This window comes from Jongsikchunia kroppenstedtii DSM 45133 (genome assembly GCF_000380485.1).
Lineage (GTDB): Bacteria > Actinomycetota > Actinomycetes > Mycobacteriales > Mycobacteriaceae > Jongsikchunia > Jongsikchunia kroppenstedtii.
Genome location: NZ_AQYG01000050.1, coordinates 354921 through 380969, shown reverse-complemented (window position 1 = coordinate 380969; position 26049 = coordinate 354921). Strand labels below are relative to the sequence as shown.

Sequence of the window (26049 nt, the reverse complement as noted above, 5' to 3'; positions counted from 1 at the left end):
GAGGCGGAATGAAAGTCGGCGTGATGATCGAGCCCCGGCTGCCCGGCGCGGTCGAGTTCGCCCAGCGCGCGGAACAGGCGGGGGTCGACAGCCTGTGGGCGCCCGAGGTGTGGGGCTACGACGCGCTGACCGGCCTGGCCTACGTGGCGGCGAAGACCTCGTCGATCAAGCTGGGAACCTTTGTGGTGCAGCTGGGTTCGCGCAGTCCGGCACTGCTGGCGACGTCGGCGATGAGTCTGCAGGTGTTGTCCGGCGACCGCTTCCGGCTCGGCATCGGCGTGTCCGGCCCGCAGGTGATGGAGGGCTGGCACGGCGTCCGATTCACCAAACCGATCGCCACGACGCGCGAGACGATCGAGATCGTGCGGACGGTGACCCGCGGCGACCGACTCGTCCACGATGGCCAGGTGTATCAGCTGCCGCTGCCCGACGGGCCCGGTAAAGCGTTGCGCCCCATGATCGTCCCGGGCGAGCTGCCGATCTACGTGGCCGCGATGGGCCCGGCGAATCTGCGACTGACCGGGGCCGCGGCCGACGGCTGGCTGGGCAATACCTTCATGCCGGAAACACCCGAAGTGTTTCTCGACCCCATCGCGGAAGGAGCCCGGGAGGCGGGACGGTCGCTGAGTGATATCGACCTGGTGGCGCCGGTGGCGCTGGAGTTCGCCGATGACGCCGCCGGTGAAAAGGCGTTGGCGCGCAAGCACGCCGCGGGTTACGCGTTCACGATCGGCGCCATGGGCGCCGGCGGGTCGGCGAACTTCTACAACAACGCGTTCACCCGATCCGGGTACGGCGAGGCGATCGCGGAGGTGACCCGCCGCTGGCAGTCCGGCGACAAGGATGCCGCCCGCGCCGCGGTGCCGGACGACATCGGCCGGCGCACCAATCTGCTCGGGACCGACGAGATGATCGCGCGGCGGGTCGGGCTGCATGCCGACGCCGGCATCGGCACGCTGCTGATCAAGCTCGACGGTGACTTCGATGCGCAGCTGGCCGCGCTGCGGCGGCTGCTGGCCATCATCGGCTAGCGGCCGGGCCATTACCTGTCGGGTAATCGACGGGCGGCCGGCACCGGCCGACGATGGGTGCATGGACACCGTGAGCAGAGAGATCGGGAGCAGCGAGGCCGGCGGCAGCGAAGTGGCCGCCCCGCGCTGGCTGCACCGGGTGATGTGTTCGGATCGCGCCTGGTCGGCATCGTTCCTCGGCTGGGGATTCCTGTTCGCGCCGATCGTCATGGTGATCGCGCCGTACCGGCCGCTGGTGATCGCCATGTGGGTGGTGATCGCGATCGCGGCGGTGTGGCTGGCACTCGCCGGGGTGCTGATGGCGACCGGCCTCGCGATGACCCTGCGCTCGGGCCGCGAGCTGCCGGACCACTTCTGGCGCTCGATCATCGACTACCCGGCGGAGACGAGCGCGATCGGCGGGGCGAAGCGCTGGCGCTGAGCCGTTGCGGTTCGATGTGAGCCCCGCGGAGGTCGATTACCCTGCACCCCATGCTTCGCACCGGGATTCGTGGACTCGCCGTACTGCTGAGCGCCGGCGCGCTGGCCTTCGGCGTCGCCGGGTGCGGCGATAGCGGCGGGGGCCATGGGCAGGACGACACCGTCGGTTCGACAACGGCGCCGACGACGTCGGCCCAGCAGCAGACGCCTAGCGAGACCGCCGCGCCGAGCTATGCGGGCCCGACCGATCCGCCCGGCGTGGCCGCCCCGTTCATCGATCATGTGCAGTGGGTGCAGACGCCGCAGGGTCCGAGCCTGCAGGTGGTCCCGACGCCCAACGGGCGTGTGGCGCAGGCGTCCGCCGACATGGGCGAGGCCTGGGGCGAGGTCGTCAAGAAGGACCCGAAGGCGGACACGCCCGGCATGCAGGCCCAGTTCGACTGCCATTGGCGATTCGCGCGGATCGTCCAGCCGAACAAGCCGAGCTGGAATCTGGAGCCCTGGCGCCCGGTGGTCACCGATGACGAGATGATGATGTCGCAGTGCAACCCGGGCGGTCCCGAGATCTGACCGTCAGAGTTCGCGATCGAGTTCGGCGGCCAGGCGGGCCACCAGCTCGGCGGCGGGGCCGGTGGTGACCGCGCGCCAGTTGGTGCCGGCCCACAGGCTGGGGACCGCCGCCGAACCGGCCGCCATCGCGGCCCCGCGCAGGGGTTTCGTCAGATAGTGGATCTCCGGATACCCGGGTGGCGCATCTGCGTGATCGGCCGCGAATTCGTTGGCGAGGCCGCGGGCCGGTCGACCGGAGAACGCCCGTGTCACCACGGTGCCGGGGTACCGGCGATCCAGCAGTGCGGCGCGATGCGGTGCCGAGGTGCCGGCCTCGTCGGTGCACAGGAAGGCGGTGCCCAGTTGTGCGGCGGCGGCGCCGAGCCGGATGGCCGACGCGATCGCCGCTCCGTCCATGATGCCGCCGGCCGCGATCAGCGGAACCGATGTGACGGCGGTGATCTCGGCGAGCAGGACGGCGACCGGAGTCAGCGGCGCGCCGAACGGGTGCGCCGGATCGTCGTCGTGGATGCCGCGATGGCCGCCGGCCTCCGCGCCCTGCACGACCAGCAGATCGGCGCCGACGGCCGCCGCGGCCGTGGCCTCCTCGGCACTGGTCACGGTCACCGCGACGAGTGCGCCGCTGCCGGAGCGGATCGCGTCGACGTCGGCCGCGGTCGGGTTGCCGAAGGTGATGCTGACGGCGGCGGGGCGATGCCGGGCGACCACCTCGACCTTCTGCGCGTAGTCGTCGTCGGACCAGATCGGGTCGCCGAGCGTCGCGCCGAACTCGTCAGCCAGCGGTTGCAGTTGCCGTGCGTAGGCCGCGATGGCCCCGGGATCGCCGGTCTGCCGGGTCGGGTGAAACAGATTGGCGCCGTACGGAACTCCCAGCGCGTCGGCGTGATCCAGGAGTTCATCGAAGGCCGCCGGCGGCAGGTAGCCGCCGGGTACGAACCCGAGTCCGCCGGCCCGGCCCACCGCCTCGACCAGCGCCAGCGTCGACGGCCCGCCGGCCATCGGCGCGGCGATGATCGGTAGCCGCCAGGGAAACGCCCCGCTCACGCGTTGGGGTAGTACGCGTTGCCGGAATACATCGCGTCGCGTTCGCGAGTGCTCACGATTTCAGAGCCGAGCGGCATCAGCGATATCGGGATCATCTTGAAGTTGGCGATTCCGAAGGGGATTCCGATGATCGTCAGGCACAACGCAATTCCGCTGATGATGTGGCCGAAGGCCAGCCAGATGCCCGCGAAGATGACCCAAATGACGTTGCCGATCAGCGACATCGTGCCCGCGTTCGGGTGTCGCACCACTGTGCGGCCGAAGGGCCACAGGGCATAGAGCACGATGCGGAACGACGCGATGCCGAACGGGATGGTGATGATGAGGATGCAACAGATGATGCCGGCGACGATGTAGCCCAGCGCCATCCAGAAGCCGGACAGCACCAGCCAGATGATGTTCAGAATTGTGCGCATGCGTCGATTGTGCTCCCGCGGCCGTTGGCGCGCATCGACAATGACCTACCGTGAGGTCATGAGTACGGTGCGTTCGGCTGCGGGAAAATTGTTCGGCGACAGACTGGTGAAGTTCGGGCTCCAGCGTCCGCTCGCGATGAGTGATCTCACCGCGCGCGACCAGGCTGCGGATCGCCTGTCCGGCAAGAAGATTCTGGTGACCGGCGCGTCGTCGGGGATCGGGGAGGCCGCCGCGATCAAGCTCGCCGACCTCGGCGCGGAGCTCATTCTCGTCGCCCGCACGGCGGAGAACCTGCAGGTGGTGGTCGACCGGATCGCCGCGAGCGGCGGCCGGGCCCACGCGGTGACGGGCGACCTGTCCAGCGAGGACGACATCACCCGGCTGCTCGGCGTGATCACCGCCGAGTACGGGACGCCGGACGTGGTGGTGAACAACGCGGGCCGCAGCATTCGGCGCGGCGTGCTGGACTCGGTCGATCGGCTGCACGATTTCCAGCGGACGATGGCGCTCAACTACTTCGGCCCGGTGCAGCTGACGCTGGGCCTGCTGCCGGGGATGGTCGAGGCCGGGCATGGGCATTTCGTCAACGTGTCCACGTGGGGCGTCCCGGCGGGGTCGATGCCGAAGTTCTCGGCGTACGCCGCGTCCAAGGCGGCGATCTCGGCGTTCGGCCGGTCGATCGCGACCGAGCTGGCCGGCACCGGGGTGGACGTCACCACGGTGTACTTCCCGCTGATCCGCACGCCGATGATCGCGCCGACCGCCGACTACGACTCGCTGCCGGCGCTGTCGTCGGACGAGGCCGCGGACTGGATCGTGCACGCGATCGATCACCGGCCGGTCGACGTGATGCCGCGGTACGCGCGACTACTGCGCGGCGTCGGCGCCGCCGACTCGGGCTGGGCCGACGCTCTCACCGGCCGAACCGCGATCTGACATCCGGCCGGCCGTAGGCTTGAAAGGTGGACTTCACCGGCTTTCCCGCCAGCGCCCTGGACTTCTACGACGACCTCGAGGTCGACAACAGCAAGTCGTTCTGGGAGGCGCACAAGCGTGTGTACGCCGAGCAGGTGCGGGCGCCGATGGAGGCGCTGACCGAGGCGTTGGCCCGAGAATTCGGGGAGGCCAAGATCTTTCGGCCCTACCGCGACGTCCGGTTCGCCAAGGACAAGACGCCGTATAAGACGCATCAGGGCGCGTTCGTCGGTGTCGCGCCGGCGACCGGCTGGTACATCGAGGTGGCCGCCCCGGGCGTCCGGGTGGGCGGCGGCATGTACGAGGCGTCGGGCGAGCGGCTGGCCGCGCTGCGCGAGGCGATGGCCGACGAGAAGCGGGGCAAGAAACTGGCGCAGATCCTGCGCAAGCTGGAGCGCGAAGGCTTCGAGATCGACGGCGAGCGGCTCAAGACCGCACCCCGCGGCTACGAGAAGGACCACCCGCGTATCGAGCTGCTGCGGATGAAGACCGTGCTCGGCATGCGCTCGTACGGCTTCGAGCCGATCATTCACACCCCGGAGCTGCTCGATCAGGTGCGCGCCGATTGGCGCACGCTGCGGCCGCTGGTGAACTGGCTCGGCGACATCGTCGCCTGACGCTGCCGGACCTGCGCGGCGGCCGGTCTCGATGACACTTGTCATACCGGATCGGTGACATCCGACGTTCCCGACCGCCGCCCGCGACGCGCAGGGTGGATGCATGAACGAATTGGGTAATCGCACGAGAAACGACGCCCGGATCACCGCGCAGCCGACGGCCGCCGTCGAGATATCCGGACTCCGCAAGTCGTTCCGGTCGACCGCCGGAGCCGTGGTCGATGCGGTCCGCGGGATCACGCTGACCATCGAGCCGGGCGAGGTGGTGGCGATCCTCGGACCCAACGGTGCGGGCAAGACCACGACCATCGACATGCTGCTCGGGCTGTCGCGGCCGGACTCCGGCTCGGTGCGGTTGTACGGCGTCAGTCCGGAGCAGGCCGCGGCGGCGGGCCGGGTCGCCGCCGTCACCCAGACCGGCGGGCTGCTACCGGATTTCACCGTCAGCGAGTCGGCGCGAATCATCGCCTCGGCGTTCGGCGTGGTGGATCAGGTGCCGGACGCGCTGGCCGCGGCCGGAATCGCCGAGCTGGCGGACCGCAAGGTGTCCAAGTGCTCGGGCGGCGAGCAGCAGCGCCTGAAGTTCGCGCTGGCGCTGCTGCCGGACCCGGATCTGATCGTGCTCGACGAGCCCACCGCCGGAATGGATGTGGGCAGCCGGCGCGATTTCTGGGCGGCGATGCGCCGCGATGCCGAGCGCGGCCGCACGGTGCTGTTCGCCACGCATTACCTTGAGGAGGCCGATGCGTTCGCGGATCGGATCGTGATGATCGCGGACGGCCAGGTGGTCGCCGACGGTGACACCGCGCAGATCCGGGCCCGCGCGTGCGGCCGGGTCGTCTCGGCCGAGATGTCCGAAACCGATTTCAGCGCAGCGCTTTCCGCGGTCCCGGAGATCATGGATGCCGATCGCCGCGGCGGTCGGCACTACTTCACCGTCGCCGACTCGGACGCGCTGGTGCGATTCCTGTTGACCCGCACGCGGGCTCGGGAGATCGAGGTCGTCGCTCGCGGACTCGAGGACGCGTTCATCGCCCTCACCTCCGATGCCCAGGCGTCCGGCGCCCCCAATGTCCAGACCGCGAATTCGCATGTACAGAAGGAACTCTGATGACTGCCCTCACCTCGGCGGCGGCTCCCGCCGCCCACAGCTTCGCCGACTGTCTGCCGCGCGGCTTCAGCCGCACGTACGTCCGCCTCGACATCCGGCGAGTCGCGCGCAACCGCCGCGCCATGATCTTCACGCTGGCGATGCCGACCCTGATGTACGTCGTCTTCGGTGCGAGCCAGAGCTACGGCCACGAGAAGATCGGCAGCGCCAATGCGGCGGCCTACGTGATGATTCACATGGCCATCTACGGCGCGATCCTCGCGACCGCGTCCAACGGGGCCAGCGTCGCGCTCGAACAACAGGCGGGCTGGACCCGCACCCTGCGGCTCACTCCGATGTCGCCGGGCGCCTATGTACTCACCAAAGTCATTGTCGCCCTGTCGATCGCCGCGATGCCGGTGGTGCTCTTGTCGATCGTGGGCACGGCCTCGGGCGCCGACGCGCCGGCCGGGAACTGGATCGCGGCGGTGTTGCTGGGGTGGTTGGGCTCGTCGGTGTTCGCAGCCTTCGGACTGGCCGTGGGATCGGCACTGAGGGCGGAGGCCGCGATGCAGGTGCAGGGCGGTGTGCTCACGCTGCTGGCCTTCGCGGGCAATGTGTTCGTGCCGATGTCCGGCCACATGCTCACCTTCGCGCAGTTCACGCCGATGTACGGGGTGAACGCGCTGGCCACCTATCCGATCACCGGCGGCGCTACGGTACATGGGGACCATGCGTCGTTGCTCATCATCGTGGCCAACGTGCTGGTGTGGGCGGCGATCATGGTCGCCGCGGCCATGTACTTCTTCCGTCGAGGGACTGAACGTCAGTGACAACCGAGCCCAGCGCCACGCAGCGTTGTGTAGCCGAGAACGCCGATCCCGAGCGGGGCGGCGTTCTCGCCGAGTGGCTGCGCGGTGCCTGGCACGACCGGCGGTGGATATTCGCCGCGATCTGGCTCGTCTTTCTGATCTATCCCATTGCCTCCGTGGTCAAGTCGGATCATTCGTTGACCGCGAAGATCATCGGCCTCGTCCTCCTGGGACTCTTCGCGCTGACCTACACCGTCGTCTGCATGATGGCGATGTTCGGGCCCGAGTACGCCGGCCCGCGTCCGCGCCGGGTCGGAGCGTCGTTGCTGGGGACACTGGTCGTGATCGTGGCGGCGCTGGTCCCGGTGCTGCAGCAGGACGTCTTCGGGCTGGCTCCCTATCTGATGGCCTGCGCGGTGTTCGCGGTCCCGAACCTGTTTCGGGACGACGAGTCGACGCGATGGCGAGCCGGGCTCGTCGGCTACGGACTGGTGATCCTCATCGTCGGCTCGGCGTTGGTGATCCCGGAACTCGTGCCCGGTTGGTCGCTGGACAGCGGGACCGTCGCGACCCTGCTCGTCGTCGGCGTGGTGATGCCGGCGATGCGGGCGATGCAGATCCGCGAAACGCAGCGGGAGGAGCTGGCGCGCCGGCAGCGGGCGATCGACGAGCGGATGGCGGTGGTGGCCGAGCGCGAACGGGTGGCCCGGGACGTGCACGACGTGCTCGGACACTCGCTGACGGTGCTGACCGTGAAATCCGAACTGGCGGAGCGATTGGTGGATATCGACTCGGAACGCGCCAAGGCCGAGCTCGCCGACATGCAGCGGATCGCGCGGTCGGCGCTGAGCGAGGTGCGCGCCACGGTCGGCGGGCTGCGCGCGCCGAGCCTGGCCTCCGAACTGCTTGCCGCGCGGACGGCCCTGTCCGCGGCGCAGATCGATCCCGAGCTGCCGGTCGATGTCGAGGTGGTCGACGAAGACATGCAGCCGCTGTTCGCCTGGGTGCTGCGGGAGGCGGTCACGAATGTGGTGCGGCACAGCGGCGCGGCCCACTGCCGGGTCGTGCTGGAACGGCGCCGCATCAGCGTGGTGGACGACGGCAGCGGGTTCACCGGCAGCGTCGGCAACGGGCTGCGCGGCCTGATCGACCGGGTGCACGACGTCGGCGGGCGGCTCGATGTGGGTCCGGGGGAACCGGCCGGCACCCGATTGGTGGTGACCGGATGACCGAATCGATCCGACTACTGCTCGCCGACGAGGTCGTGGCGGCGGCCGCCGAATCGCGGGCGCAGGTTTGCCTGCTGGACATCGAGATGCCGGGCAAGGACGGTATCGCGGTGGCGGCCGACGTGAAAGCCGCGCTGCCACAGGTGCGTTCGCTCATCGTCACGACCTTCGGCCGGCCCGGCTATCTGCGCCGGGCGATCGATGCCGGGGCGTCGGGCTTCGTCGTCAAGGACACGCCGGCCGCCGAGCTGGCCGATGCGGTGCGCCGGGTCCATGCCAGGCTGCGGGTGATCGATCCGACGCTGGCCACCGAATCGTTGACCGACGGCCACAACCCGCTCACCGAGCGGGAGCGCGACGTGCTCCGTGCGGCGCTGTCCGGTGCGACGGTCGCGGTGATCGCCCAGGATGTGCATCTGTCGGCCGGGACGGTCCGCAACTACCTGTCCAGCGCGATCGGTAAGACGGGCGCGAGCACCCGGGCCGAGGCCGCACAGAAGGCGCACCAACGGGGATGGTTGTGATGCCGATCGGCGGCGGCCGCGGCCGAAGTAGCTCGCCCACCGGCTGCGTTTCGGCAGCAGGTCAAGACCTCCGCGCGGGAGGGGCGCCGGGCGAACCCGGGACCTCGGCGGCGGTGCCGGCGTTCCCTGCTAGATCGAGTTCGTAGGTCTGAGGTTGGCTCGCCGACCCCGACCATCGAGACCTGCTCGTCCTGTGGACCGAGGGCTACGCCCGTTCGCTGCTCGACCCCGGCGGACCGTGGGCGGACTTCGCTCGCCGCACCGTCATCGACTGGCTCGATGTTCTCGCCCACTGTCAGCCGGCCGCGTTTCGGCACACTGCCGCCGGCGAGCGGCAACGCACGGCCGTGCTCGCCCTGCTTCGCGGCGCGCTGCTCGATCTGCTCGCCACCGGCGACCGCGTTCGGGTCACCGCTGCGGTGCACGAAGGGGTCGCGGACCTGATCGAGACGGAACCGAAGTCGCGCCGTTGAGCGGCCCGACTCCCTATTCGGCGTCGCGCAGGTGCTGCTCGACGCGGTCAACCTTCGCCGCGAGCTGGCCGTCGTACCCCGGCCGGATATCGGCCTTGACCACCAGCGACACCCGTGGAGCGGTCTGGGCCAGCCGGTCGACGCAGGCCTTGATCACGGCCATTACCTCGTCCCAGTCGCCCTCGATGTTGGTGAACATCGAGTTGGTCTCGCAGGGCAGGCCGGAGGCGCGCACGATGGCCACCGCCTCGGCCACCGCGGCCGATACGCCGCCGTCGGGGCCTTCGTCGGTGCCGCCCATCGGGCTGATCGAGAACGCGGCAATCATGGCACCTCCGGATAGCTCTGGCTGTGCCGTCGAGTATCCGCGCTTTGCAGCTACTGGGCCAGGCTGCGCCCGCCGGACCCGAGCGAGGCCCGGATGAAGCCGGCGGCTTCGGCGATGGCCTGCCCGGCGGCTGTGCTGCCCGCCGACATCAGTTGGAAGACATGCCCCTGTCCGGGCCAGATCCTCAGTGTCACCGGGCCTCCCGCGGCGGTCATTTGCCGCGCCATCTCCCGCGCGTCGGCCGACATCATCTCCAGCTCGCCGGCGTGGATCAGCGTCGGCGGGATCGGCAGGTCGGGCGTGATGGGTATGGTCACTCGTGGATCGCTGTACGCCGCGTCCCCGACGTACCAGCCGACGATGCGTCTGGCCGCGGCCGCGGTGAAGAGCGGATCGCGGCGCACCTTCTCCTGTTCGGCGGACAGCGCGAAGCTCGGGTCGAGCAGCGGCGAGAAGAAGACGAGCGCGGCAGGCGGCGCGATCGAATCGATGTGATTGCAGCGCAACAGATCCAGGCCGAGATGGCCACCTGCGGAATCGCCGCCGACGACGATCGAACCGGGGGCGAACCCGGTCTCGAGCAGCCACCGGAAACCGGCGATCGCATCGTCGCCCGCGGCCGGGCAGTGGTTCTCCGGGCCGAGGCGGTAGCTGACGGCGAACGCGGGCAGACCCGTCAAATCGGAAAGCGTCGCCACCAGGGCGCGATGCGTGGCGGGTGAGCAGACGCTGTAGCCGCTGCCGTGGATGTAGTAGATCGCGCCGGAACCGAGTTCCGCTGCCGCTGAGGGTGATTGGATGCCGCGGGCGGTGAAGTCGGCGGCGACGGACGGGCCGAGCACCCATTCGCCGGGGACGGGGCTCTCTGTGTCCGGCCACCAGCGAGTGCCCGCGGGCACTGACATCGCCCGTGCCATCCCGCGATTCAGCAGCGGTCGCAGGCGTGGGATCGCGGCGCGCGACACCGGACCGAGGGCGGCGACGGCCGTCATTCCGCCCCGGGAGATGATCTCCGCGGCCATGGTCAGTACTCGGGTCGGCAGATCCATCTGCTTCCTCCCTGCCGGCGTCGTTGCCGGCTCTACTACCTCTCTAGCAGAGTCAGCTGCTGGTTCGTGGGACCCGACCCACGGCGCTGTAAAGGTCGCCGCGCGCCACCAGCGCGGTGACGGCGACGAGCGAGACACCGGCGACCGCGAGGATGCCGACGAGGACGAAGAGCTGCATGATCGCCGCCTCGGCCGGGCTCGCGCCGCCGAGCACCATGCCGACGAAGGCGCCGGGGATGGTGACGAGGCCGACGGTCCGGGTCTGGTCGAGGGAGGGGACCAGGGCGGTCGCCGCAGCCTCGCGGCAAACCTCCATGCGCGCCTCGTACTGGACGAACCCCAGTGACAGCGCCGCCTCCACCTCGCCGGCCCGGCCGAGCAGCTCGTCGTTGGCGCGGCGCCCGGTCAACGACGCGGTGTTCATCGCGTTGCCCATCAGGATCCCGGCGGTCGGGATGAGGGCGAGCCCGTTCGCCGGCAGCACTCCGGCCGGGATCAGCACCAGCACGAGCGCGATCGGGGCGGCGCAGACGGCGAGCGCGACGACGCCGATCGCGTGCAGCGTCGGGCGGGTGCGGGTGATCCGCGAGGTGGCGGTGATGGCGGCGATCGCCGCCATTAACACGATGAATCCGGCTGTGGCCCAGAGGTTGTGCACGACCAGGCCGATGATCAGGGCGAGCAGGGCCAGCTGCACGCCGCCGCGGGTGGACGCCCACAGCGCGGCCCAGTGATGACCGGTGCGGCCCAGCCACAGGACCACGGCGGCCGCGATGGCCAGCAGCACGATGGCGACCGCCAGCGCGGGTCCCAGGTGCAGCACGGTGCCCGTGGAATCGGCCGCGATCGGCGATGCGTGACGCACGCACCGACGTTACCGCTCGGCGCTCCCGTTCACCGCCCCTGAAAACCGGACCAGAGCGCCGCATGAACCCGGATATACCGGTCATCGGGTCGCCTCGGTCAGGTTTTCAGGGAATCATCGGTCGGATGAGCGCCAATCCCGATGCCGCCGAAGCGATCGACGCGGTCGGCCATACCGCGCTCGGGGTGGCGCGGGCTCGCGCGACCGAGTCGGCCCGGCCCGATGCCCTGTTCGATGATCCCTATGCCGTCGGCTTCGATCCCGGCGGTTTCGCCGCCGACGCAGGCCGACGTTCTCGGGATCCGGCCGCGGTGCGGCGGATGTACAACTGGATCGTCGCCCGCACAGTGTTCTTGGATGATCTGGTCGCCGGCGCGACCGTCGACCAGATCGTGCTGCTCGGGGCGGGGCTGGACACCCGGGCGCTGCGTCTGCCGCTGTCCGCGGAGACCGTCGTCTATGAGCTCGATCGCCGGCAGCTGTTCGACTACAAGGAGCCGATCCTGGCGGCGGACGGTGGTGGCCGACCTGACCGAGGACTGGCAGAAAGCATTGTGTGACAACGGCTTCGATCCGTCCCGTCCGTCCCTGTGGCTGGCCGAGGGATTGCTGGTCTACCTGGAGGCGGCCGACGCCGAGGCCGTGGTGGACGGCATCGACCGACTCTCCGCCCCGGGTTCGAGCGCCGCCTTCACCACCCGCAATCGTGCCGCGGTCGCGCGGACCTTTACGGCGGACGCCTATGCCGACGTGCGGCGGCTGTGGCGGTCGGCAATCAACGTGCAGGGATACCTCGAGGGGCGCGGCTGGTCGGTCGATGTCACCGATCCGGGTGATGTACTGCGCGAACACGACCGTGGTGAGGCCGCGGCGCAGATCGATCCGGTGATGCCGCCGCAGTTGATGGTTGCGCGCCGATAGGGCGGTTTATCCCGTTTGCCAGGTTTGCCTGTAGGGGCATTTCCGCAGTTCAGGCCTACGATTTCGGAATCCGATTTCGAGTTGGGGCGACTGCATGAGAAAATCTATCGATTGGCTTGGATCAGCGGGACACCCCCGCCGGATCGGGTCAGTTGAGTAGACCGGAAAGCAACGGTGCTGATGGTCCCGACTTCCGCGCACACAGCCCACACTGCGCAGCGGGGGGCATCGGTGTAGCACCTGGCCCCAACTCGTGCCCGGTCACGACCTGTCCGGCGCGCCCGCTGCTTGTGCGCGGTCAGCTGGCTGGGTGCGTCCTCGCGACGCGTTGCAAAAGGTGTGAAGAAATGAAGCAAGCCCCGGGCATGACCGGTCTCTACAACCCGGTTAATGAGCACGATTCCTGTGGTGTGGCCTTTGTGGTCGACATGCACGGTCGTCGCAGCCGCGACTTGGTGGACAAGGCGATCACCGCACTGGTGAACCTCGAGCACCGCGGCGCCGCCGGCGCCGAGCCGAATACCGGCGACGGTGCCGGAATCATGATTCAGGTTCCGGACCGGTTCCTGCGTGAGGTCGTCGACTTCACCCTGCCCGCCGAGGGCAGCTATGCCACCGGCATCGCCTTCCTGCCGCAGGGTTCCGAGGACGCCAAGCAGGCCTGCGCGTCGATCGAGAAGATCGTCGAGTCCGAGGGCCTGACCCTGCTGGGCTGGCGCGATGTCCCGGTCGACGACTCCTCGCTGGGCGCCCTCGCCCGCGACGCGATGCCGAACTTCCGTCAGGTCTTCATCTCCGGTGCCAGCGGCATGGAGCTCGAGCGCAAGGCGTTCGTCGTGCGCAAGCGGGTCGAGACCGAGCTCGGCACCAAGGGCGCCGGCCAGGACGGTCCGGGCCGCGAGACCGCGTACTTCCCGAGCCTGTCCGGCAAGACCTTCGTCTACAAGGGCATGCTGACGACCCCGCAGCTGCGCAGCTTCTACCTGGACCTGCAGGACGACCGGGTCGAGTCGGCGCTGGGCCTGGTGCACTCGCGCTTCTCCACCAACACGTTCCCGTCGTGGCCGCTGGCCCACCCGTTCCGGCGCGTCGCCCACAACGGCGAGATCAACACCGTCACCGGCAACGAGAACTGGATGCGGGCCCGCGAGGCGCTCATCGACACCAGCGTGTTCGGCGAGGGCACCGCGGACAAGATCTTCCCGGTCAACACCAAGGGCGCCTCGGACACCGCGCGTTTCGACGAGGTGCTCGAGCTGCTGCACCTGGGCGGCCGCAGCCTGCCGCATGCCGTGCTGATGATGATCCCCGAAGCGTGGGAGCGGCATGAGAGCATGCCGGACCACCTCAAGGCGTTCTACCAGTACCACTCGACCCTGATGGAGCCGTGGGACGGCCCGGCCTCGGTGGCCTTCACCGACGGCACCGTGGTCGGCGCGGTGCTCGACCGAAATGGTCTGCGCCCCAGCCGTATCTGGGTCACCAAGGACGGACTGGTCGTCATGGCCTCCGAGGTCGGTGTCCTGGGCATCGAGCCGTCGGAGATCGTCAGCCGCGTCCGGCTGCAGCCGGGCAAGATGTTCCTGGTCGACACCGAGCAGGGCCGCATCGTCAGCGACGACGAGATCAAGAACCAGCTCGCGAGCGAGCACCCGTACGCGGAGTGGCTGTCGGAGGGGCTGATCCGGCTCGCCGATCTGCCCGACCGCCCGCACGAGCACATGTCGCACAGCCGGGTCACCCTGCGTCAGCAGGTGTTCGGCTACACCACCGAGGAGCTCAGCGTCCTGGTGACGCCGATGGCGCGCACCGGCGCGGAGGCCATCGGCTCGATGGGTACCGACACCCCGATCGCGGTGCTGTCGAAGCGGCCGCGGATGCTGTTCGACTACTTCTCGCAGCTCTTCGCGCAGGTCACCAACCCGCCGCTGGACGCGATCCGCGAGGAGGTCGTCACCTCGATCGGTACGTCGATCGGCGCCGAGGCGGATCTGCTGAATCCGGGCCCGGAGTCGTGCCACCAGATCGAGCTGACCGGACCGATCCTGGACAACGATGAGCTGGCCAAGCTGATCCATATCAACGCCGACGGCAACCACCCGGAGTACAAGTCCGTGGTGATGCGCGGCCTGTACCCGGTCGCCGACGGCGGTGCGGGACTGCGCAAGGCCATCGACGAGATCCTCACCGAGGTGTCGGCGGCGATCGCCGGCGGCGCCCGGCTGGTCGTGCTGTCCGATCGCGAGTCGGACGAGAACCTGGCGCCGATCCCGTCGCTGCTGCTGACCTCCGCGGTGCACCATCACCTGGTCCGGGAGAAGACCCGCACCCAGGTCGGCCTGCTGGTCGAGGCGGGCGATGCCCGCGAGGTGCACCACATGGCGGCGCTGGTCGGCTTCGGCGCGGCCGCGATCAACCCGTACATGGCGTTCGAGTCGATCGAGGACATGAGCCTGCGCGGCGTGCTCGGCGAGGTCGATTTCGACACCGCGCGCAAGAACTACATCAAGGCGGCCGGCAAGGGCGTGCTGAAGGTGATGTCGAAGATGGGCATCTCCACCATCGCGTCATACACCGGTGCGCAGCTGTTCCAGGTCATCGGCCTGTCGCAGGAGCTCGTCGACGAGTACTTCACCGGTCTGCAGAGCCACCTCGGTGGTGTCGGCCTCGATGAGATCGCGGCCGACGTCGCCGCACGGCATGCGCTGGCGTTCAACGATCGGCCGAGCGAGTGGGCGCACCGCGAGCTCGAGGTCGGCGGCGAGTACCAGTGGCGCCGCGAGGGCGAGTACCACCTGTTCAACCCGGACACGGTCTTCAAGCTGCAGCACTCCACGCGCACCGGTCAGTACGACGTGTTTAAGGAGTACACGAAGCTGGTCGACGACCAGTCGAAGCAGCTGGCGGCCCTGCGCGGCCTGTTCGAGTTCAACTTCGGCGACCGCGACCCGATCCCGATCGAGAAGGTCGAGCCGGCGTCGAAGATCGTCAAGCGGTTCTCGACCGGCGCCATGAGCTTCGGCTCGATCTCGGCGGAGGCGCACGAGACGCTGGCGATCGCGATGAACCGTCTCGGCGGCCGGTCGAACTCCGGTGAGGGCGGCGAGGATCCGAACCGTTTCACCCCGGACGAGAACGGCGACTGGCGCCGCAGTGCCATCAAGCAGGTGGCGTCCGGCCGCTTCGGTGTGACCGCGCACTACCTGAGCAACTGCACCGACATCCAGATCAAGATGGCGCAGGGTGCCAAGCCGGGTGAGGGCGGCCAGCTGCCGCCGCACAAGGTGTACCCGTGGGTCGCCGAGGTCCGTGGCTCGACGCCGGGCGTCGGCCTGATCTCGCCGCCGCCGCACCACGACATCTACTCGATCGAAGACCTGGCGCAGCTGATCCACGACCTGAAGAACGCGAATCCGCAGGCTCGGATTCACGTGAAACTTGTCTCCGAGGTCGGCGTCGGCACGGTCGCCGCGGGTGTCTCCAAGGCGCACGCGGACGTCGTGCTGATCTCCGGTCACGACGGCGGCACCGGCGCGACGCCACTGACGTCCGAGAAGCATGCCGGCGCCCCTTGGGAATTGGGCCTGGCCGAGACGCAGCAGACGCTGCTGCTCAACGGTCTGCGCGACCGCATCGTGGTGCAGGTCGACGGTCAGCTCAAGACCGGCCGCGACGTCGTGGTCGCCGCACTGCTGGGCGCCGAGGAATTCGGTTTCGCCACTGCGCCTTTGGTGGTCTCCGGCTGTGTGATGATGCGCGTGTGCCACCTCGACACCTGCCCGGTGGGTGTGGCCACCCAGAACCCGGTGCTGCGTGAGCGGTTCACCGGCAAGCCGGAGTTCGTCGAGAACTTCTTCATGTTCATCGCCGAGGAAGTGCGAGAGTTGTTGGCGCGCCTGGGCTTCCGCACCCTGCAGGAGGCGGTCGGCCAGATCCAGATGCTCGACACCGGCAAGGCGTTGGCGCACTGGAAGAGCGCGAAGGCCGGCAAGCTCGATCTGTCGCCGATCCTGGCTCAGGTCGAATCGCCGTTCATGAACCAGGACCCGTACTGCTCGGGCACCCAGGATCATGGCCTCGACAAGGCGCTCGATCAGCAGCTGATCGTCGCCAGCCGCGAGGCGATCGACAATCGCGAGCCGGTGCGTTTCAACTCGGACATCACCAACGTGAACCGGACGGTCGGCACCATGCTCGGCCACGAGGTCACCAAGGCACATGGCGCGAATGGCCTGCCGCAGCACACGATCCAGATCGACTTCACCGGATCCGCCGGCAACAGCTTCGGTGCGTTCATGCCCAAGGGCATCACGCTCCGACTCGAAGGCGACGCCAACGACTATGTCGGAAAGGGCCTTTCGGGCGGCGAGATCGTCGTGCGGCCGCCCAAGGACGCCCCGGATGGCTTCGTCGCCGAGGACAACATCATCGCGGGCAATGTGATCGGCTTCGGTGCCACCGGCGGCAAGATCCTGCTGCGCGGCGGTGTCGGCGAGCGGTTCTGCGTCCGTAACTCGGGCGCCACCGCGGTGGTCGAGGGCGTGGGTGACCACGGTTGCGAGTACATGACCGGTGGCCGCGTGGTGGTCCTCGGCAAGACCGGACGCAACTTCGCGGCCGGCATGTCGGGCGGCATCGCCTACGTGTACGACCCGGAGGGGACCTTCGCGGCGAACCTGAACACCGAGCTGGTCGACATGGAGACCATCGATCTCGAGGACGCCGACTTCCTGTGGGCGATCGTGGGCGAGCACGCCAAGGAGACCGAATCGCCGGTGGCCGTGCGCATCCTGGCCGAATGGGCCACCGAACGGCAGAACTTCCGCAAGGTGATGCCGCGGGATTACAAGCGAGTGTTGCTGGCGATCGAGGTCGCCAAGGCCGAGGGCCGCAACGTGGACGAAGCGATCATGGAGGCCGCAAATGGGTGATCAGCGCGGATTTCTGAAGAACACCGAGCGTGAGCTGCCGCAGCGGCGGCCGGTCGACCTGCGGTTGATGGACTGGAAAGAGGTCTACGAGGACTTCGCCCACTCCACGCTGCAGACCCAGGCGAGCCGATGCATGGATTGCGGTATCCCGTTCTGCCACAACGGCTGCCCGCTCGGGAACCTGATCCCCGAGTGGAATGACCTGGTGTACAAGGGCCGCTGGGCCGACGGCATCGAGCGGCTGCACGCGACCAACAACTTCCCGGAGTTCACCGGGCGCCTGTGCCCGGCGCCGTGCGAGGCGTCGTGCGTGCTCGGCATCAACCAGCCGGCCGTGACCATCAAGCAGGTCGAGGTCGAGCTGATCGACAACGCCTTCGACGAGGGCTGGGTCAAGCCGGTCCTGCCGACGGTGAAGACCGGCAAGAAGGTCGCTGTCGTCGGTTCGGGCCCTGCGGGATTGGCTGCGGCACAGCAGCTCACGCGCGCCGGTCATGACGTCACCGTGTTCGAGCGGGCCGACCGAATCGGCGGTCTGCTGCGGTACGGCATCCCCGAATTCAAGATGGAGAAGTCGAATATCGACCGCCGTCTGGAACAGATGGAGGCCGAGGGCACTGTCTTCAAGGCGGGCGTGGACGTCGGCGTCGACATCACCGCCGAGCAGCTGCAGACCGATTTCGACGCGGTGGTGCTGGCCAACGGCGCAACCGCATGGCGCGACCTGCCGGTCCCGGGCCGCGAGCTCGACGGCATTCATCAGGCGATGGAGTTCCTGCCGTGGGCCAACAAGGCCGCGGCCGGCGACGACATCGTGGACGCCGAAGGCCTGCCGCCGCTGCATGCGCGCGGCAAGAAGGTCGTCATCATCGGCGGTGGCGACACCGGCGCCGACTGCCTGGGCACCTCGCTGCGTCAGGGCGCGGAGATCGTGCACCAGTTCGAGATCATGCCGCGTCCGCCGGACGAGCGCGCCGAGTCGACCCCGTGGCCGACCTATCCGCTGATGTACCGCGTGTCCTCGGCGCACGAAGAGGGCGGCGAGCGCGTGTACTCGGTCAATACCGAGGAGTTCGTCGGCGAGAACGGCAAGGTCACGGCGCTCAAGGCGCACGAGGTCAAGTTCGAGGGCGGCCGGTTCAACAAGGTCGAGGGAACCGACTTCGAGATCGAGACCGACCTGGTCCTGCTGGCGATGGGCTTCGTCGGCCCCGAGCGCGCCGGACTGCTGGACGGTCTCGGCGTCGAGTACAACGAGCGCGGCAACGTCAAGCGTGCTGACGACTTCCAGACCACCGTGCCGGGCGTGTTCGTCGCCGGCGACGCGGGTCGGGGTCAGTCGCTGATCGTCTGGGCGATCGCGGAGGGTCGCTCGGCGGCCGCCGGGGTCGACGAGTTCCTGACCGGAACCACCACACTGCCGTCGCCGATCGTGCCGACTCAAGCACCGCAACGGTAGCCGCATTTCCGGCGCCGGCTGTGATCTGCATCCGTCCGGTGGCTGACCTGGTGGTTCCTCGGTAGCCTCAGATCCGATAGGCGGGACCGGCATGCGGTCTCGCACAAGGCATCCCGTGAGACTGAGGAGATCCACAATGTCGTTGCGTCGCGCGCTGGCAGGCCTGGCGATCATGTCCTGTGCCGCAACCGGATTGGGTTTGGCGGCGGGAACCGCCGCCGCCGCGCCCGTACCCGGACCGGGCTGTGCGAGGGTGTTCGTCCTGGCGGTCCCGGGTACCTGGGACAACGGTCCCCGCAACGGCGCGGGCGTGCCCGGCATGCTGTCGCGGGCCACCGCCGGGCTCGGCGCGGGCAAGCACGTGATCGCGGTGAACTACAGCCAGTCCTTCTTTCCGTGGGACAACGGCGGCAAGGTCTACCCGAATTCGAAGGCCCAGGCGATCGATGTCGCCGAACGGTTGGGTGAGCAGGCATTGCAGCGCTGCCCAGGATCGAAGGTGGCGCTGATCGGTTACAGCCAGGGCGCCGACGCGGCCGGCGATCTGGCCGCGCGGATCGGTACCGGGCAGGACCGGATCCGTCCGCAGCAGGTTGCCGGCGTGGTGCTGGTGTCGGATCCGCGGCGCGGTCGCGGCGACCACCTGATCGGTCGGCCCCTCGGCGGCGAAGGCGTGGGCGGGCCGCGCCCGGGTGGCTTCGGCTGGGTGTCGAATCGGGTCAACACCATTTGCGACCCCAACGACATGTACTGCAATACGCCGCCGAACTACTACGTCACCAAGATCGCCGGTGCGCTCGCCGAGGGCGGGCAGAACCCCGCGCTGGCCGCGGGTGTGCTGAACCAGATGATCCTGCAGGGCGGCATCGGCAACGTCACCAATGAGCTGAGCGATGCCAAGGCACGTCAGCAGATCATGGAGTACAACGCGTTCGTCGAGGGTGGTGCGCATACCGACTACGGCGCCTACGAGGTGCGGCCGGGTGTGAGCGCGCTGGCATGGGCGCATGACTACCTGGCCGGGCTGAACTGACCGCTCGGTCGCACTGCCCACTGGTGAACTGCCTGGTCGACCGTCGATCGTTCGAATGATTTCAGCTCATGGTGTGTCGCGGGCTAACCATTGTGAGCGTCGCCACGATGATTTAAGTGGCGGCCCTACTCGCCGGTACATAAACTATCAATAATTGTGTTTGAGATTCTCATCAGGAAGTGATTGCAATGCGGTTGGCCGGTCGCGCGCAGTTAGCGCGTCCCGTCGTGCTCGGCGGCTATCTCTTCGGCACCGGTGGCTACCTCGCACACCGCCGGTTGGCACGCGCCCTGTGCGCGGATCAGGAGCGTCTGGTCACCACCGCCGACCTGGCCCGGTTCAAGAAGTAGCCGATCGTTCACCTGGCGCCGTCGAGGCGCGGTTTCGCGAGGGGGAACGGTAGCGTCTCCCGAATCGAGCGGCCGGTGATCATCATGATCACCCGGTCCACTCCGATCCCCAGTCCGCCTGTGGGCGGCATCGCATGCTCGAGCGCCTGCAGGAAGTCCTCGTCGAGTTCCATCGCCTCCGCATCGCCGCCGGCCGCCAGCAGCGATTGCGCCGTGAGCCGCTTGCGCTGTTCGATCGGGTCGGTCAGCTCGCTGTAGGCGGTGCCCAGCTCGAACCCCCAGGCCACCAGGTCCCACCGCTCGGCGAGCCCCGGGATGGTGCGGTGCTGGCGGGTCAGCGGTGACACCGACACGGGGAAGTCCTGATAGAAGGTCGGACGGGTGGTCTTCGACTCGACCAGATGCTCGTACATCTCCAGGACCAGATGCCCGGCGCCCCAGTCCTGCCGGAACGGGATGCGCGCCGCGGCCGACAGCCGCCGCAGCTCATCGCGCTCGCTGTCGGGCCGCACCTCCTCGCCGAGTGCTTCCGAGACGGCGTCGTGCACGGTCTTGACCGGCCACTCGCCCGAGATGTCCACCGGCTGCAGGCGGCCGTCGAGGTCGGGGCGCAGCACCACCGGCTCGCCATGCGCGGCGGTGGCGGCGGCCTGGATCATCTCTTGGGTGAGGATCCGCATCGTCTGGTAATCACCATGTGCCGCATACGCTTCCAGGCTGGTGAACTCGGGATTGTGGCTGAAGTCGACGCCCTCGTTGCGGAAATTGCGGCCGAGTTCGAAGACCCGCTCGACGCCGCCGACGCAGAGGCGCTTGAGATACAGCTCCGGCGCGATCCGCAGGTAGAGATCCAGGTTGTAGGCGTTGATGTGGGTCAGGAACGGCTGCGCGTTGGCGCCGCCGTGGATGCGCTGCAGGATGGGCGTCTCGACCTCGAGGAAGTCCTGTGCGGCAAGGTGATCGCGCATCGCCTTCACGGCCGCGCTGCGAATGCGCAGGGTCTCGCGCGACGATTCGTTGATCGCCAGGTCGACGTACCGCTGGCGCACCCGCGCCTCCGGGTCGGTGAGACCGCTCCACTTGTCCGGCAGCGGATGCAGGCATTTGCCCAGCATCCGCCAGTCGGTCGCCAGCACCGACTGTTCGCCGCGGCGGCTGCGCCCCATCGTGCCGGTGATCTCGACGAGGTCGCCCAGATCCACGCCGGCCGCGAAATCCGGTGCGTCCGAGGCGATATTCGCGGAGTCGAGCAGCACCTGGATCTCGCCGGACCAGTCGCGGACGACGGCGAAGATGACCTTGCCGAAGTCGCGCAGTCGCAACACCCGTCCCGCGATCCGGACATCGGTGCCGTCGACCGCCTCCGCGGCGGCGACGACCGAATGCGTGGGCGGCCGGGCCGGCGGATAGGGGTCGATGCCGGCGGCGATCAGCTCATCGACCTTGGCCAGCCGCACGCGCACTTGTTCCGGTCGCCGTGGCCCGGCGTCCACGATCGTCTTGTCCCGCGCCAACGACGTGACTAGCGCCGGGACATCCACGCCGGACGGGACGGCGGGCGCCACCCGGCTGCTGCGCGGCGGTCGGCCGAATCGGGGCAGTTTCACGAAGCCCTCGGTGAGCAGCGCGGCCATGCCGACGCGGGGGATGGCCCGCGAGTCCTCGTAGCAGAGGTAGCGCGGGCGCCACTCCGGCAGGAACTTCGCGTTGGACTTGTACAGCGATTCCATCTGGACGTATCGCGACATGAAGGTGAAGGCGCCGTGCATCAGCCGGATCGCCGGTCCGGCGCCGATCTGGTTGCCGTACTCGAAGATCTCGCGGAAGGCGGCGAAGTTCAGCGAGATCTCGGTGATACCGAATTCCTCTGAGCCCTCGGCGAATTCGGTCACCATCAGCTCGACGATGCCGTTGATGGAGCTGCGGTCGCGGCGCATCAGATCCAGCGAGGCGCCCGTCGGCCCCCACGGCACGAAGGACAGCATGCCGACGACATGCTCCTTGTCGGTGCCGGCATGCTGGACGGCCTCGACCAGGATGCAGTCGCCGTCGCGCGGATCGCCGAGGCGGCCCAGCGCCATCGCGAAGCCGCGTTCCTCCTCGGTGTCGCGCCAGTCGTCGGCCCGCTTGATCGCCGCGGCCATCTCCTCGGGCGACAGGTCGCGGTGGCGCCGGATCCGGGTGGTCATGTCGGCGCGGCGGCAGCGCATCACGGCCTGGCGCACCATCCGCATGTCCGGGCCGGAGAGGCTGTAGGCCCGCGCCTTGACGATCGCCTCGTCGCCGATGTTCAGGGTGATGAAGCCGGCGTCGGCGTAGACCTGCGCGCCGGCGGGGCTGACGCCCATCGCGCACGGCTGCCAGCCGTAGCGGTCGGCGACGGCGACCAGCTCGCGCACCGCGGCGCCCCAATGCTTCGGATCGCCGACCGGGTCGCCACCCGCCATGCAGGCCCCGACTTCGACGCGATAGGTGATGGCCGCCAACCCATTCGGCGCGAAGACGACGGCCTTGTCGCGCCGGGTCGAGAAGAACGCCAGCGAATCGTCGTCGCCGTAGCGGGCCACCAGCGCGCGCAGCAGCTCTTCGTCGGTGTCGGTGAGCGAGTTGTTCGACCGCTGCGAGCGCAGCAGCACCAGCGCCGCGGCGATCAGGGCGAGGGCGCCGAGCAGGCCCAGCAGCGAGTTGATGAATCCGTAGGTGTGGCGACCGTCGAAGGTGCGGGTATCGATGGCGGCGAAGGTGACGACGCGGCCGAAGGCGTAGAGGAGTCGTTCGGACGACCGCAGGGTGTGCGGCACCAGCTCGACCAGGCCCCAGCCGATCAGCGTGGCGATCGCGAGACCGCCGGCCAGGACCAGGCCGGCCTGCAGTACCGCCGCCCGTCGCACCTTGGTGTAGAACTGCCGATACGTGGCGATCAGATACAGCAGGACGAAGATCTGAACCGCCAGCCCCACATAGGTATTCGCCTTCTCGGTGAAGCTCAGCGCCGCGCCGTAGTTCTGTTCGGCGATGTAGTCGAACAGGTACAGCGCATTGGACAGGCCGAAGAGGATGACGTAGCCGACGAGCAGCCACCAGGCGATCCGCTTGCGGGCGGACAGCGCGATCGCCACGAAGGCCAGCACCAGTGCCCACGCGAAGCTCGTATCCGGTGCGAGGATGATGTAGTCGTTCAGGTAATCGCGCGGGACCTGCGTCAGATGCCGGAACCCGGCCGACACGCTGGACAGCAGCGAGACGGCCGCGACGATGCCCACGGCCACCGACACCCGGTGCGGTGCGTTCGCGAGCATCCGGCGCAGCCACTGCGGGACACGGTCCGACGCCGAGCGGGCCGCGGGTGCCGCGGCGGCGGGCGCATCCAGCTGAGTCATTGGTCGATTATCGAATATGCCGGGAATCTAGTGTGCGAGGTGATGACATTGCAGGACGTGCCGATCCGGGACGAGTCGATTCGACTGGGGCAGTTTCTCAAGCTGGCCAATCTGATCGACACCGGCGCCGACGCGAAGGCCGTCATCGGCGATGGCGAAGTGCATGTCAACGGCGACACCGAGACCCGTCGGGGTCGGCAGCTGCGGCCCGGCGACGTCGTCGAGATCGGCGGGATGACGGCCAGGGTCGTCGCCGACGCCCCGTAGGGCCCGCCCATCAGCTGTTTCACTCGACAGTAGGGTTGGCGCATGAGCGAGCGTCAGCGAGCGAATCATTCAACACAGCGCGCTTGTGCCTCATGCGCGCACGGAGCGAAGCGAGTACGTGCATGAGCGAGTTGTCTTTCACCGCCACAGCCGATCTGGTCGATGAGATCGGTGCGGACGTCCGCAGTTGCGATACCCAATTCCGGCAGATGGGCGGCCGCACCGAGTTCGTCGGCCGGGTCGTCACCGTCAAGTGCTTCCAGGACAACGCTTTGCTGAAGTCGGTCCTCGGCGAGCCCGGCGAGGGCCGGGTGCTGGTGATCGATGGCGACGGCTCGCTGCATACCGCGCTGGTCGGCGACATCATCGCCGAGCTGGGCCGGTCGAACGGCTGGGCCGGGATCGTCGCGCACGGAGCCGTCCGCGACTCGGCGGTGCTCCGGACCATGGAGATCGGCATCAAGGCGCTCGGCACCAATCCGCGTAAGTCCACCAAGACCGGGGCGGGCGAGCGCGATGTACCGGTCGAGATCGGCGGCATCGTCATCAACCCCGGCGACATTCTCTATAGCGACGATGACGGCATCGTGGTCGTCACCGAGGGCTGACCCCGCGGGGGAATCCGGAGGGGTGTCCTCCACCAATGTGTGAATTTCCGAACTAGAGGAACGCTCGCGTCAGCGGATCCGATACGGCTTTCTGAATCCACTGGAACGCCGCGGTGCCGCGTCACTCCCGAGATACGGCATCCGCGCGTTCCGGTGGGTTCTCCACTGTCAGTTGCTCCGAAGGGACTGCGCGACTGCCGAGACGCGGTCAGGCGTCTGAGTCGGCGTCGATCGTGAGGTCGGCAGTGTCGACGAAGATCAACAGTCCGTCGGCGGTGTGCACGGCCCACCGCTTGGGCCGCTCCAGATGCACCGTATGGGCCTCCGACTCGGTCTCCCGGTTGTCGCCGAAATCGTCGACGATGTGGCCCGCGACCTGGTCGTCGGTACCGGCGAAGACGGTCACGGGCTGGCCCACGGTCGGTTCCGCGGACGCAGACTGCGACGAGGTCGGGGTGAGGGTCTCAGTCATGGGATCGAGCTTTCTGGTCAAGGGGTCGCCCGCAATGGACGACGAACGGACACTACCCGAAAGATCCATCAACATGAACACAATTGGGTGACGCAAACCGTAATGTTCACTAATAAGTTTGACGATCCGGACCAAATGTAAATCAAGACGAACATCGTCGCATCAGGAGCATGACGGCGCTCACATGGCGGCCCTACCGGACTCGGAACCGCTCGCGATACTCGGTCGGGGTGATGCCGAGCGTGCGTCGAAAGGCGCGGGTGAGCGTTGAGGTCGTGCCGAAGCCGCATGCCGTGGCAACACGCGACAGCGTGTCGTCGCCGGCCTCCAGTCGCTGTCGCGCCGCCTCGACCCGAGCCTGCTCGACGTAGGCGGCCGGCGTCATCCCCAGTTCGTTCTTGAAGATCCGGGTGATCTGGCGGTCGGTGACGTGGGTTTGTTCGGCGAGCTCGCCGACCGTGAGCGGGTCGGTCAGGTGCTGCGCGATGTACAGCCGCAGATCATCGATGCGATGGCTCGTCGAGGCCGGCTCGATGGACACGCTGAATTGGCTTTGTCCGCCCGGCCGTTTGACGAACATGACGAGTTGCCGGGCCACGCGCGCGGCGAGCTCAGGTCCGAAGTCGTCGGCGACCAGCGCCAGCGAGAGGTCGAGACAGGCGGTCAGGCCGGCGCCTGTCCAGATGCGGTCGTCGCGGATGAAGATGGGATCGGCGTCGACCGTGATCTGCGGATGGTCGGAGGCCAGCTGCCGTGCGGTGGACCAGTGCGTGGTCGCGCGCTTGCCGTCGAGCAATCCGGCCGCCGCGAGGACGTGCGCTCCGACGCAGACCGAGGCCACCCGCCGGGCGCGTTCGGCGAGCAGTCGGACGCGCTCGACGACGCTCGGGTCGCAGACCGCGGTGACCGTGCGGTCGTCGCCCACCGTCACCGCGCCCGGGACGATCAGGGTGTCGACCGGCGCTCGGCTGACATCGTCGAACGTGACATCGGGCAGTATCCGCACCCCCGCCGATGTGGTGACCGGCGCGAGCGATTCGGCGGCGAGCACGACGCGATAGCCGGTCGGCTCGTCCATCTCGCGCTGCAGCAGCGCAAATACCTCGGGCGGCCCGGTGACGTCGAGCAGGTCGATGCGGTCGAACAGCGCGACGACGATCAGTCGCGATGGATTGGACAAGGGG

At 68.4% G+C, this 26049-nt stretch carries 24 protein-coding genes and 1 pseudogene; 17 read left to right on the top strand and 8 right to left on the bottom strand.

What is annotated here, in order from left to right; genetic code table 11:
• The first annotated feature begins 8 nt into the window (after positions 1-8).
• The 3 genes from G341_RS0117805 (at position 9) to G341_RS0117795 (ending at position 2021) form a co-directional block, all read left to right on the top strand.
• Positions 9-1031 carry an LLM class flavin-dependent oxidoreductase gene (locus G341_RS0117805; RefSeq protein ID WP_018180524.1) on the top strand — a complete coding sequence of 341 codons (1023 nt, stop codon included), beginning with the start codon at positions 9-11 and terminating at the stop codon, positions 1029-1031.
• A 61-nt stretch (positions 1032-1092) separates the two neighbouring features.
• The gene (locus tag G341_RS22455) at positions 1093-1452 is read left to right on the top strand and encodes a hypothetical protein (protein WP_018180523.1); all 360 of its coding nucleotides are present in this window, start codon (positions 1093-1095) and stop codon (positions 1450-1452) included.
• A 50-nt stretch (positions 1453-1502) separates the two neighbouring features.
• On the top strand, positions 1503-2021 hold the full coding sequence (locus G341_RS0117795) for a DUF2599 domain-containing protein (RefSeq protein ID WP_018180522.1): 519 nt from the start codon (positions 1503-1505) through the stop codon (positions 2019-2021).
• Positions 2022-2024: 3 nt separating this feature from the next.
• Here G341_RS0117795 and G341_RS0117790 read toward each other — a convergent pair whose 3' ends face one another.
• Positions 2025-3065: an NAD(P)H-dependent flavin oxidoreductase gene (locus G341_RS0117790; RefSeq protein WP_026303840.1), complete on the bottom strand. Its 1041-nt coding sequence runs from the start codon at positions 3063-3065 to the stop codon at positions 2025-2027.
• Entirely contained in the window at positions 3062-3481 is a 420-nt protein-coding gene (locus tag G341_RS0117785) for a YccF domain-containing protein (RefSeq protein WP_018180520.1), read from the bottom strand. The genes G341_RS0117790 and G341_RS0117785 overlap by 4 nt, the downstream gene beginning before the upstream one ends.
• A 58-nt stretch (positions 3482-3539) precedes the next feature.
• On the opposite strand from G341_RS0117785, the gene G341_RS0117780 reads away from it, so the two are divergent.
• The 7 genes from G341_RS0117780 (at position 3540) to G341_RS24320 (ending at position 9202) form a co-directional block, all read left to right on the top strand.
• Positions 3540-4418 (top strand): SDR family NAD(P)-dependent oxidoreductase, encoded by an 879-nt coding sequence (locus tag G341_RS0117780; RefSeq protein WP_051092874.1) that lies wholly within the window; start codon positions 3540-3542, stop codon positions 4416-4418.
• Between the two features lie 26 nt (positions 4419-4444).
• The gene (locus G341_RS0117775; protein WP_018180518.1) at positions 4445-5074 is read left to right on the top strand and encodes a DUF2461 domain-containing protein; all 630 of its coding nucleotides are present in this window, start codon (positions 4445-4447) and stop codon (positions 5072-5074) included.
• Positions 5075-5177: 103 nt separating this feature from the next.
• Complete coding sequence (locus tag G341_RS0117770; protein ID WP_018180517.1) at positions 5178-6185, top strand: ABC transporter ATP-binding protein; 1008 nt, start codon at positions 5178-5180, stop codon at positions 6183-6185.
• Positions 6185-6997, top strand: coding sequence for an ABC transporter permease (locus tag G341_RS0117765; RefSeq protein WP_018180516.1), 813 nt, complete (start codon positions 6185-6187; stop codon positions 6995-6997). The genes G341_RS0117770 and G341_RS0117765 overlap by 1 nt, the downstream gene beginning before the upstream one ends.
• Positions 6994-8205 carry a sensor histidine kinase gene (locus G341_RS0117760; protein ID WP_018180515.1) on the top strand — a complete coding sequence of 404 codons (1212 nt, stop codon included), beginning with the start codon at positions 6994-6996 and terminating at the stop codon, positions 8203-8205. The genes G341_RS0117765 and G341_RS0117760 overlap by 4 nt, the downstream gene beginning before the upstream one ends.
• On the top strand, positions 8202-8729 hold the full coding sequence (locus G341_RS0117755; RefSeq protein WP_018180514.1) for a response regulator transcription factor: 528 nt from the start codon (positions 8202-8204) through the stop codon (positions 8727-8729). The genes G341_RS0117760 and G341_RS0117755 overlap by 4 nt, the downstream gene beginning before the upstream one ends.
• A 347-nt stretch (positions 8730-9076) precedes the next feature.
• On the top strand, positions 9077-9202 hold the full coding sequence (locus tag G341_RS24320) for a hypothetical protein (protein WP_018180513.1): 126 nt from the start codon (positions 9077-9079) through the stop codon (positions 9200-9202).
• Positions 9203-9215: 13 nt separating this feature from the next.
• Here the strand turns inward: G341_RS24320 and G341_RS0117745 are convergent, their stop codons facing one another.
• From G341_RS0117745 to G341_RS0117735, 3 genes are read right to left on the bottom strand one after another with little or no spacing between them, the layout of a single operon-like run.
• On the bottom strand, positions 9216-9530 hold the full coding sequence (locus tag G341_RS0117745; protein ID WP_018180512.1) for a thiamine-binding protein: 315 nt from the start codon (positions 9528-9530) through the stop codon (positions 9216-9218).
• Between the two features lie 50 nt (positions 9531-9580).
• On the bottom strand, positions 9581-10579 hold the full coding sequence (locus tag G341_RS22445; RefSeq protein ID WP_018180511.1) for an alpha/beta hydrolase: 999 nt from the start codon (positions 10577-10579) through the stop codon (positions 9581-9583).
• Positions 10580-10631: 52 nt separating this feature from the next.
• Positions 10632-11444 carry an ABC transporter permease gene (locus G341_RS0117735; RefSeq protein ID WP_018180510.1) on the bottom strand — a complete coding sequence of 271 codons (813 nt, stop codon included), beginning with the start codon at positions 11442-11444 and terminating at the stop codon, positions 10632-10634.
• Here G341_RS0117735 and G341_RS24435 point away from each other — a divergent pair.
• From G341_RS24435 to G341_RS23860, 5 genes and pseudogenes are all read left to right on the top strand, one after another.
• A pseudogene (locus G341_RS24435) lies at positions 11432-12365 on the top strand (SAM-dependent methyltransferase). The gene G341_RS0117735 and the pseudogene G341_RS24435 overlap by 13 nt on opposite strands.
• 347 nt (positions 12366-12712) lie before the next feature.
• Positions 12713-17296, top strand: a complete 4584-nt coding sequence (gltB, locus tag G341_RS0117725; RefSeq protein WP_026303838.1) for a glutamate synthase large subunit — start codon at positions 12713-12715, stop codon at positions 17294-17296.
• Positions 17289-18755, top strand: a complete 1467-nt coding sequence (locus G341_RS0117720; protein WP_018180507.1) for a glutamate synthase subunit beta — start codon at positions 17289-17291, stop codon at positions 18753-18755. Before gltB ends, G341_RS0117720 begins: the two co-directional genes overlap by 8 nt.
• Before the next feature lie 142 nt (positions 18756-18897).
• Complete coding sequence (locus tag G341_RS0117715; protein WP_026303837.1) at positions 18898-19788, top strand: cutinase family protein; 891 nt, start codon at positions 18898-18900, stop codon at positions 19786-19788.
• A gap of 188 nt (positions 19789-19976) precedes the next feature.
• Positions 19977-20138, top strand: coding sequence for a hypothetical protein (locus G341_RS23860; protein WP_155827034.1), 162 nt, complete (start codon positions 19977-19979; stop codon positions 20136-20138).
• An 8-nt stretch (positions 20139-20146) separates the two neighbouring features.
• Here the strand turns inward: G341_RS23860 and lysX are convergent, their stop codons facing one another.
• Positions 20147-23518 carry a bifunctional lysylphosphatidylglycerol synthetase/lysine--tRNA ligase LysX gene (gene lysX, locus G341_RS0117705; protein WP_018180504.1) on the bottom strand — a complete coding sequence of 1124 codons (3372 nt, stop codon included), beginning with the start codon at positions 23516-23518 and terminating at the stop codon, positions 20147-20149.
• A 42-nt stretch (positions 23519-23560) separates the two neighbouring features.
• Here lysX and G341_RS0117700 point away from each other — a divergent pair, with 42 nt between their 5' ends.
• Together G341_RS0117700 and rraA are read left to right on the top strand one after the other, a co-directional pair.
• A complete protein-coding gene (locus G341_RS0117700) occupies positions 23561-23785 on the top strand; it encodes an RNA-binding S4 domain-containing protein (RefSeq protein ID WP_026303836.1) in 225 nt (74 codons plus the stop codon).
• Positions 23786-23907: 122 nt separating this feature from the next.
• Positions 23908-24393 carry a ribonuclease E activity regulator RraA gene (gene rraA, locus G341_RS0117695; RefSeq protein WP_018180502.1) on the top strand — a complete coding sequence of 162 codons (486 nt, stop codon included), beginning with the start codon at positions 23908-23910 and terminating at the stop codon, positions 24391-24393.
• Positions 24394-24601: 208 nt separating this feature from the next.
• Here rraA and G341_RS22435 read toward each other — a convergent pair whose 3' ends face one another.
• Positions 24602-24865, bottom strand: coding sequence for a hypothetical protein (locus G341_RS22435; protein ID WP_018180501.1), 264 nt, complete (start codon positions 24863-24865; stop codon positions 24602-24604).
• A 193-nt stretch (positions 24866-25058) separates the two neighbouring features.
• Positions 25059-26045, bottom strand: coding sequence for a GlxA family transcriptional regulator (locus G341_RS0117685; RefSeq protein WP_018180500.1), 987 nt, complete (start codon positions 26043-26045; stop codon positions 25059-25061).
• Positions 26046-26049: the final 4 nt, after the last annotated feature.

Excerpts from the sequence above, each read along its gene's own strand:
- G341_RS0117805 (WP_018180524.1), top strand. The coding sequence starts at position 9 with ATGAAAGTCGGCGTGATGATCGAGCCCCGGCTGCCCGGCGCGGTCGAG.
- G341_RS22455 (WP_018180523.1), top strand. The coding sequence starts at position 1,093 with ATGGACACCGTGAGCAGAGAGATCGGGAGCAGCGAGGCCGGCGGCAGC.
- G341_RS0117795 (WP_018180522.1), top strand. The coding sequence starts at position 1,503 with ATGCTTCGCACCGGGATTCGTGGACTCGCCGTACTGCTGAGCGCCGGC.
- G341_RS0117785 (WP_018180520.1), bottom strand. The coding sequence starts at position 3,481 with ATGCGCACAATTCTGAACATCATCTGGCTGGTGCTGTCCGGCTTCTGG.
- G341_RS0117780 (WP_051092874.1), top strand. The coding sequence starts at position 3,540 with ATGAGTACGGTGCGTTCGGCTGCGGGAAAATTGTTCGGCGACAGACTG.
- G341_RS0117770 (WP_018180517.1), top strand. The coding sequence starts at position 5,178 with ATGAACGAATTGGGTAATCGCACGAGAAACGACGCCCGGATCACCGCG.
- G341_RS0117765 (WP_018180516.1), top strand. The coding sequence starts at position 6,185 with ATGACTGCCCTCACCTCGGCGGCGGCTCCCGCCGCCCACAGCTTCGCC.
- G341_RS0117755 (WP_018180514.1), top strand. The coding sequence starts at position 8,202 with ATGACCGAATCGATCCGACTACTGCTCGCCGACGAGGTCGTGGCGGCG.
- G341_RS0117745 (WP_018180512.1), bottom strand. The coding sequence starts at position 9,530 with ATGATTGCCGCGTTCTCGATCAGCCCGATGGGCGGCACCGACGAAGGC.
- G341_RS22445 (WP_018180511.1), bottom strand. The coding sequence starts at position 10,579 with ATGGATCTGCCGACCCGAGTACTGACCATGGCCGCGGAGATCATCTCC.
- gltB (WP_026303838.1), top strand. The coding sequence starts at position 12,713 with ATGAAGCAAGCCCCGGGCATGACCGGTCTCTACAACCCGGTTAATGAG.
- G341_RS0117720 (WP_018180507.1), top strand. The coding sequence starts at position 17,289 with ATGGGTGATCAGCGCGGATTTCTGAAGAACACCGAGCGTGAGCTGCCG.
- G341_RS23860 (WP_155827034.1), top strand. The coding sequence starts at position 19,977 with ATGCGGTTGGCCGGTCGCGCGCAGTTAGCGCGTCCCGTCGTGCTCGGC.
- lysX (WP_018180504.1), bottom strand. The coding sequence starts at position 23,518 with ATGACTCAGCTGGATGCGCCCGCCGCCGCGGCACCCGCGGCCCGCTCG.
- G341_RS0117700 (WP_026303836.1), top strand. The coding sequence starts at position 23,561 with ATGACATTGCAGGACGTGCCGATCCGGGACGAGTCGATTCGACTGGGG.
- rraA (WP_018180502.1), top strand. The coding sequence starts at position 23,908 with ATGAGCGAGTTGTCTTTCACCGCCACAGCCGATCTGGTCGATGAGATC.
- G341_RS22435 (WP_018180501.1), bottom strand. The coding sequence starts at position 24,865 with ATGACTGAGACCCTCACCCCGACCTCGTCGCAGTCTGCGTCCGCGGAA.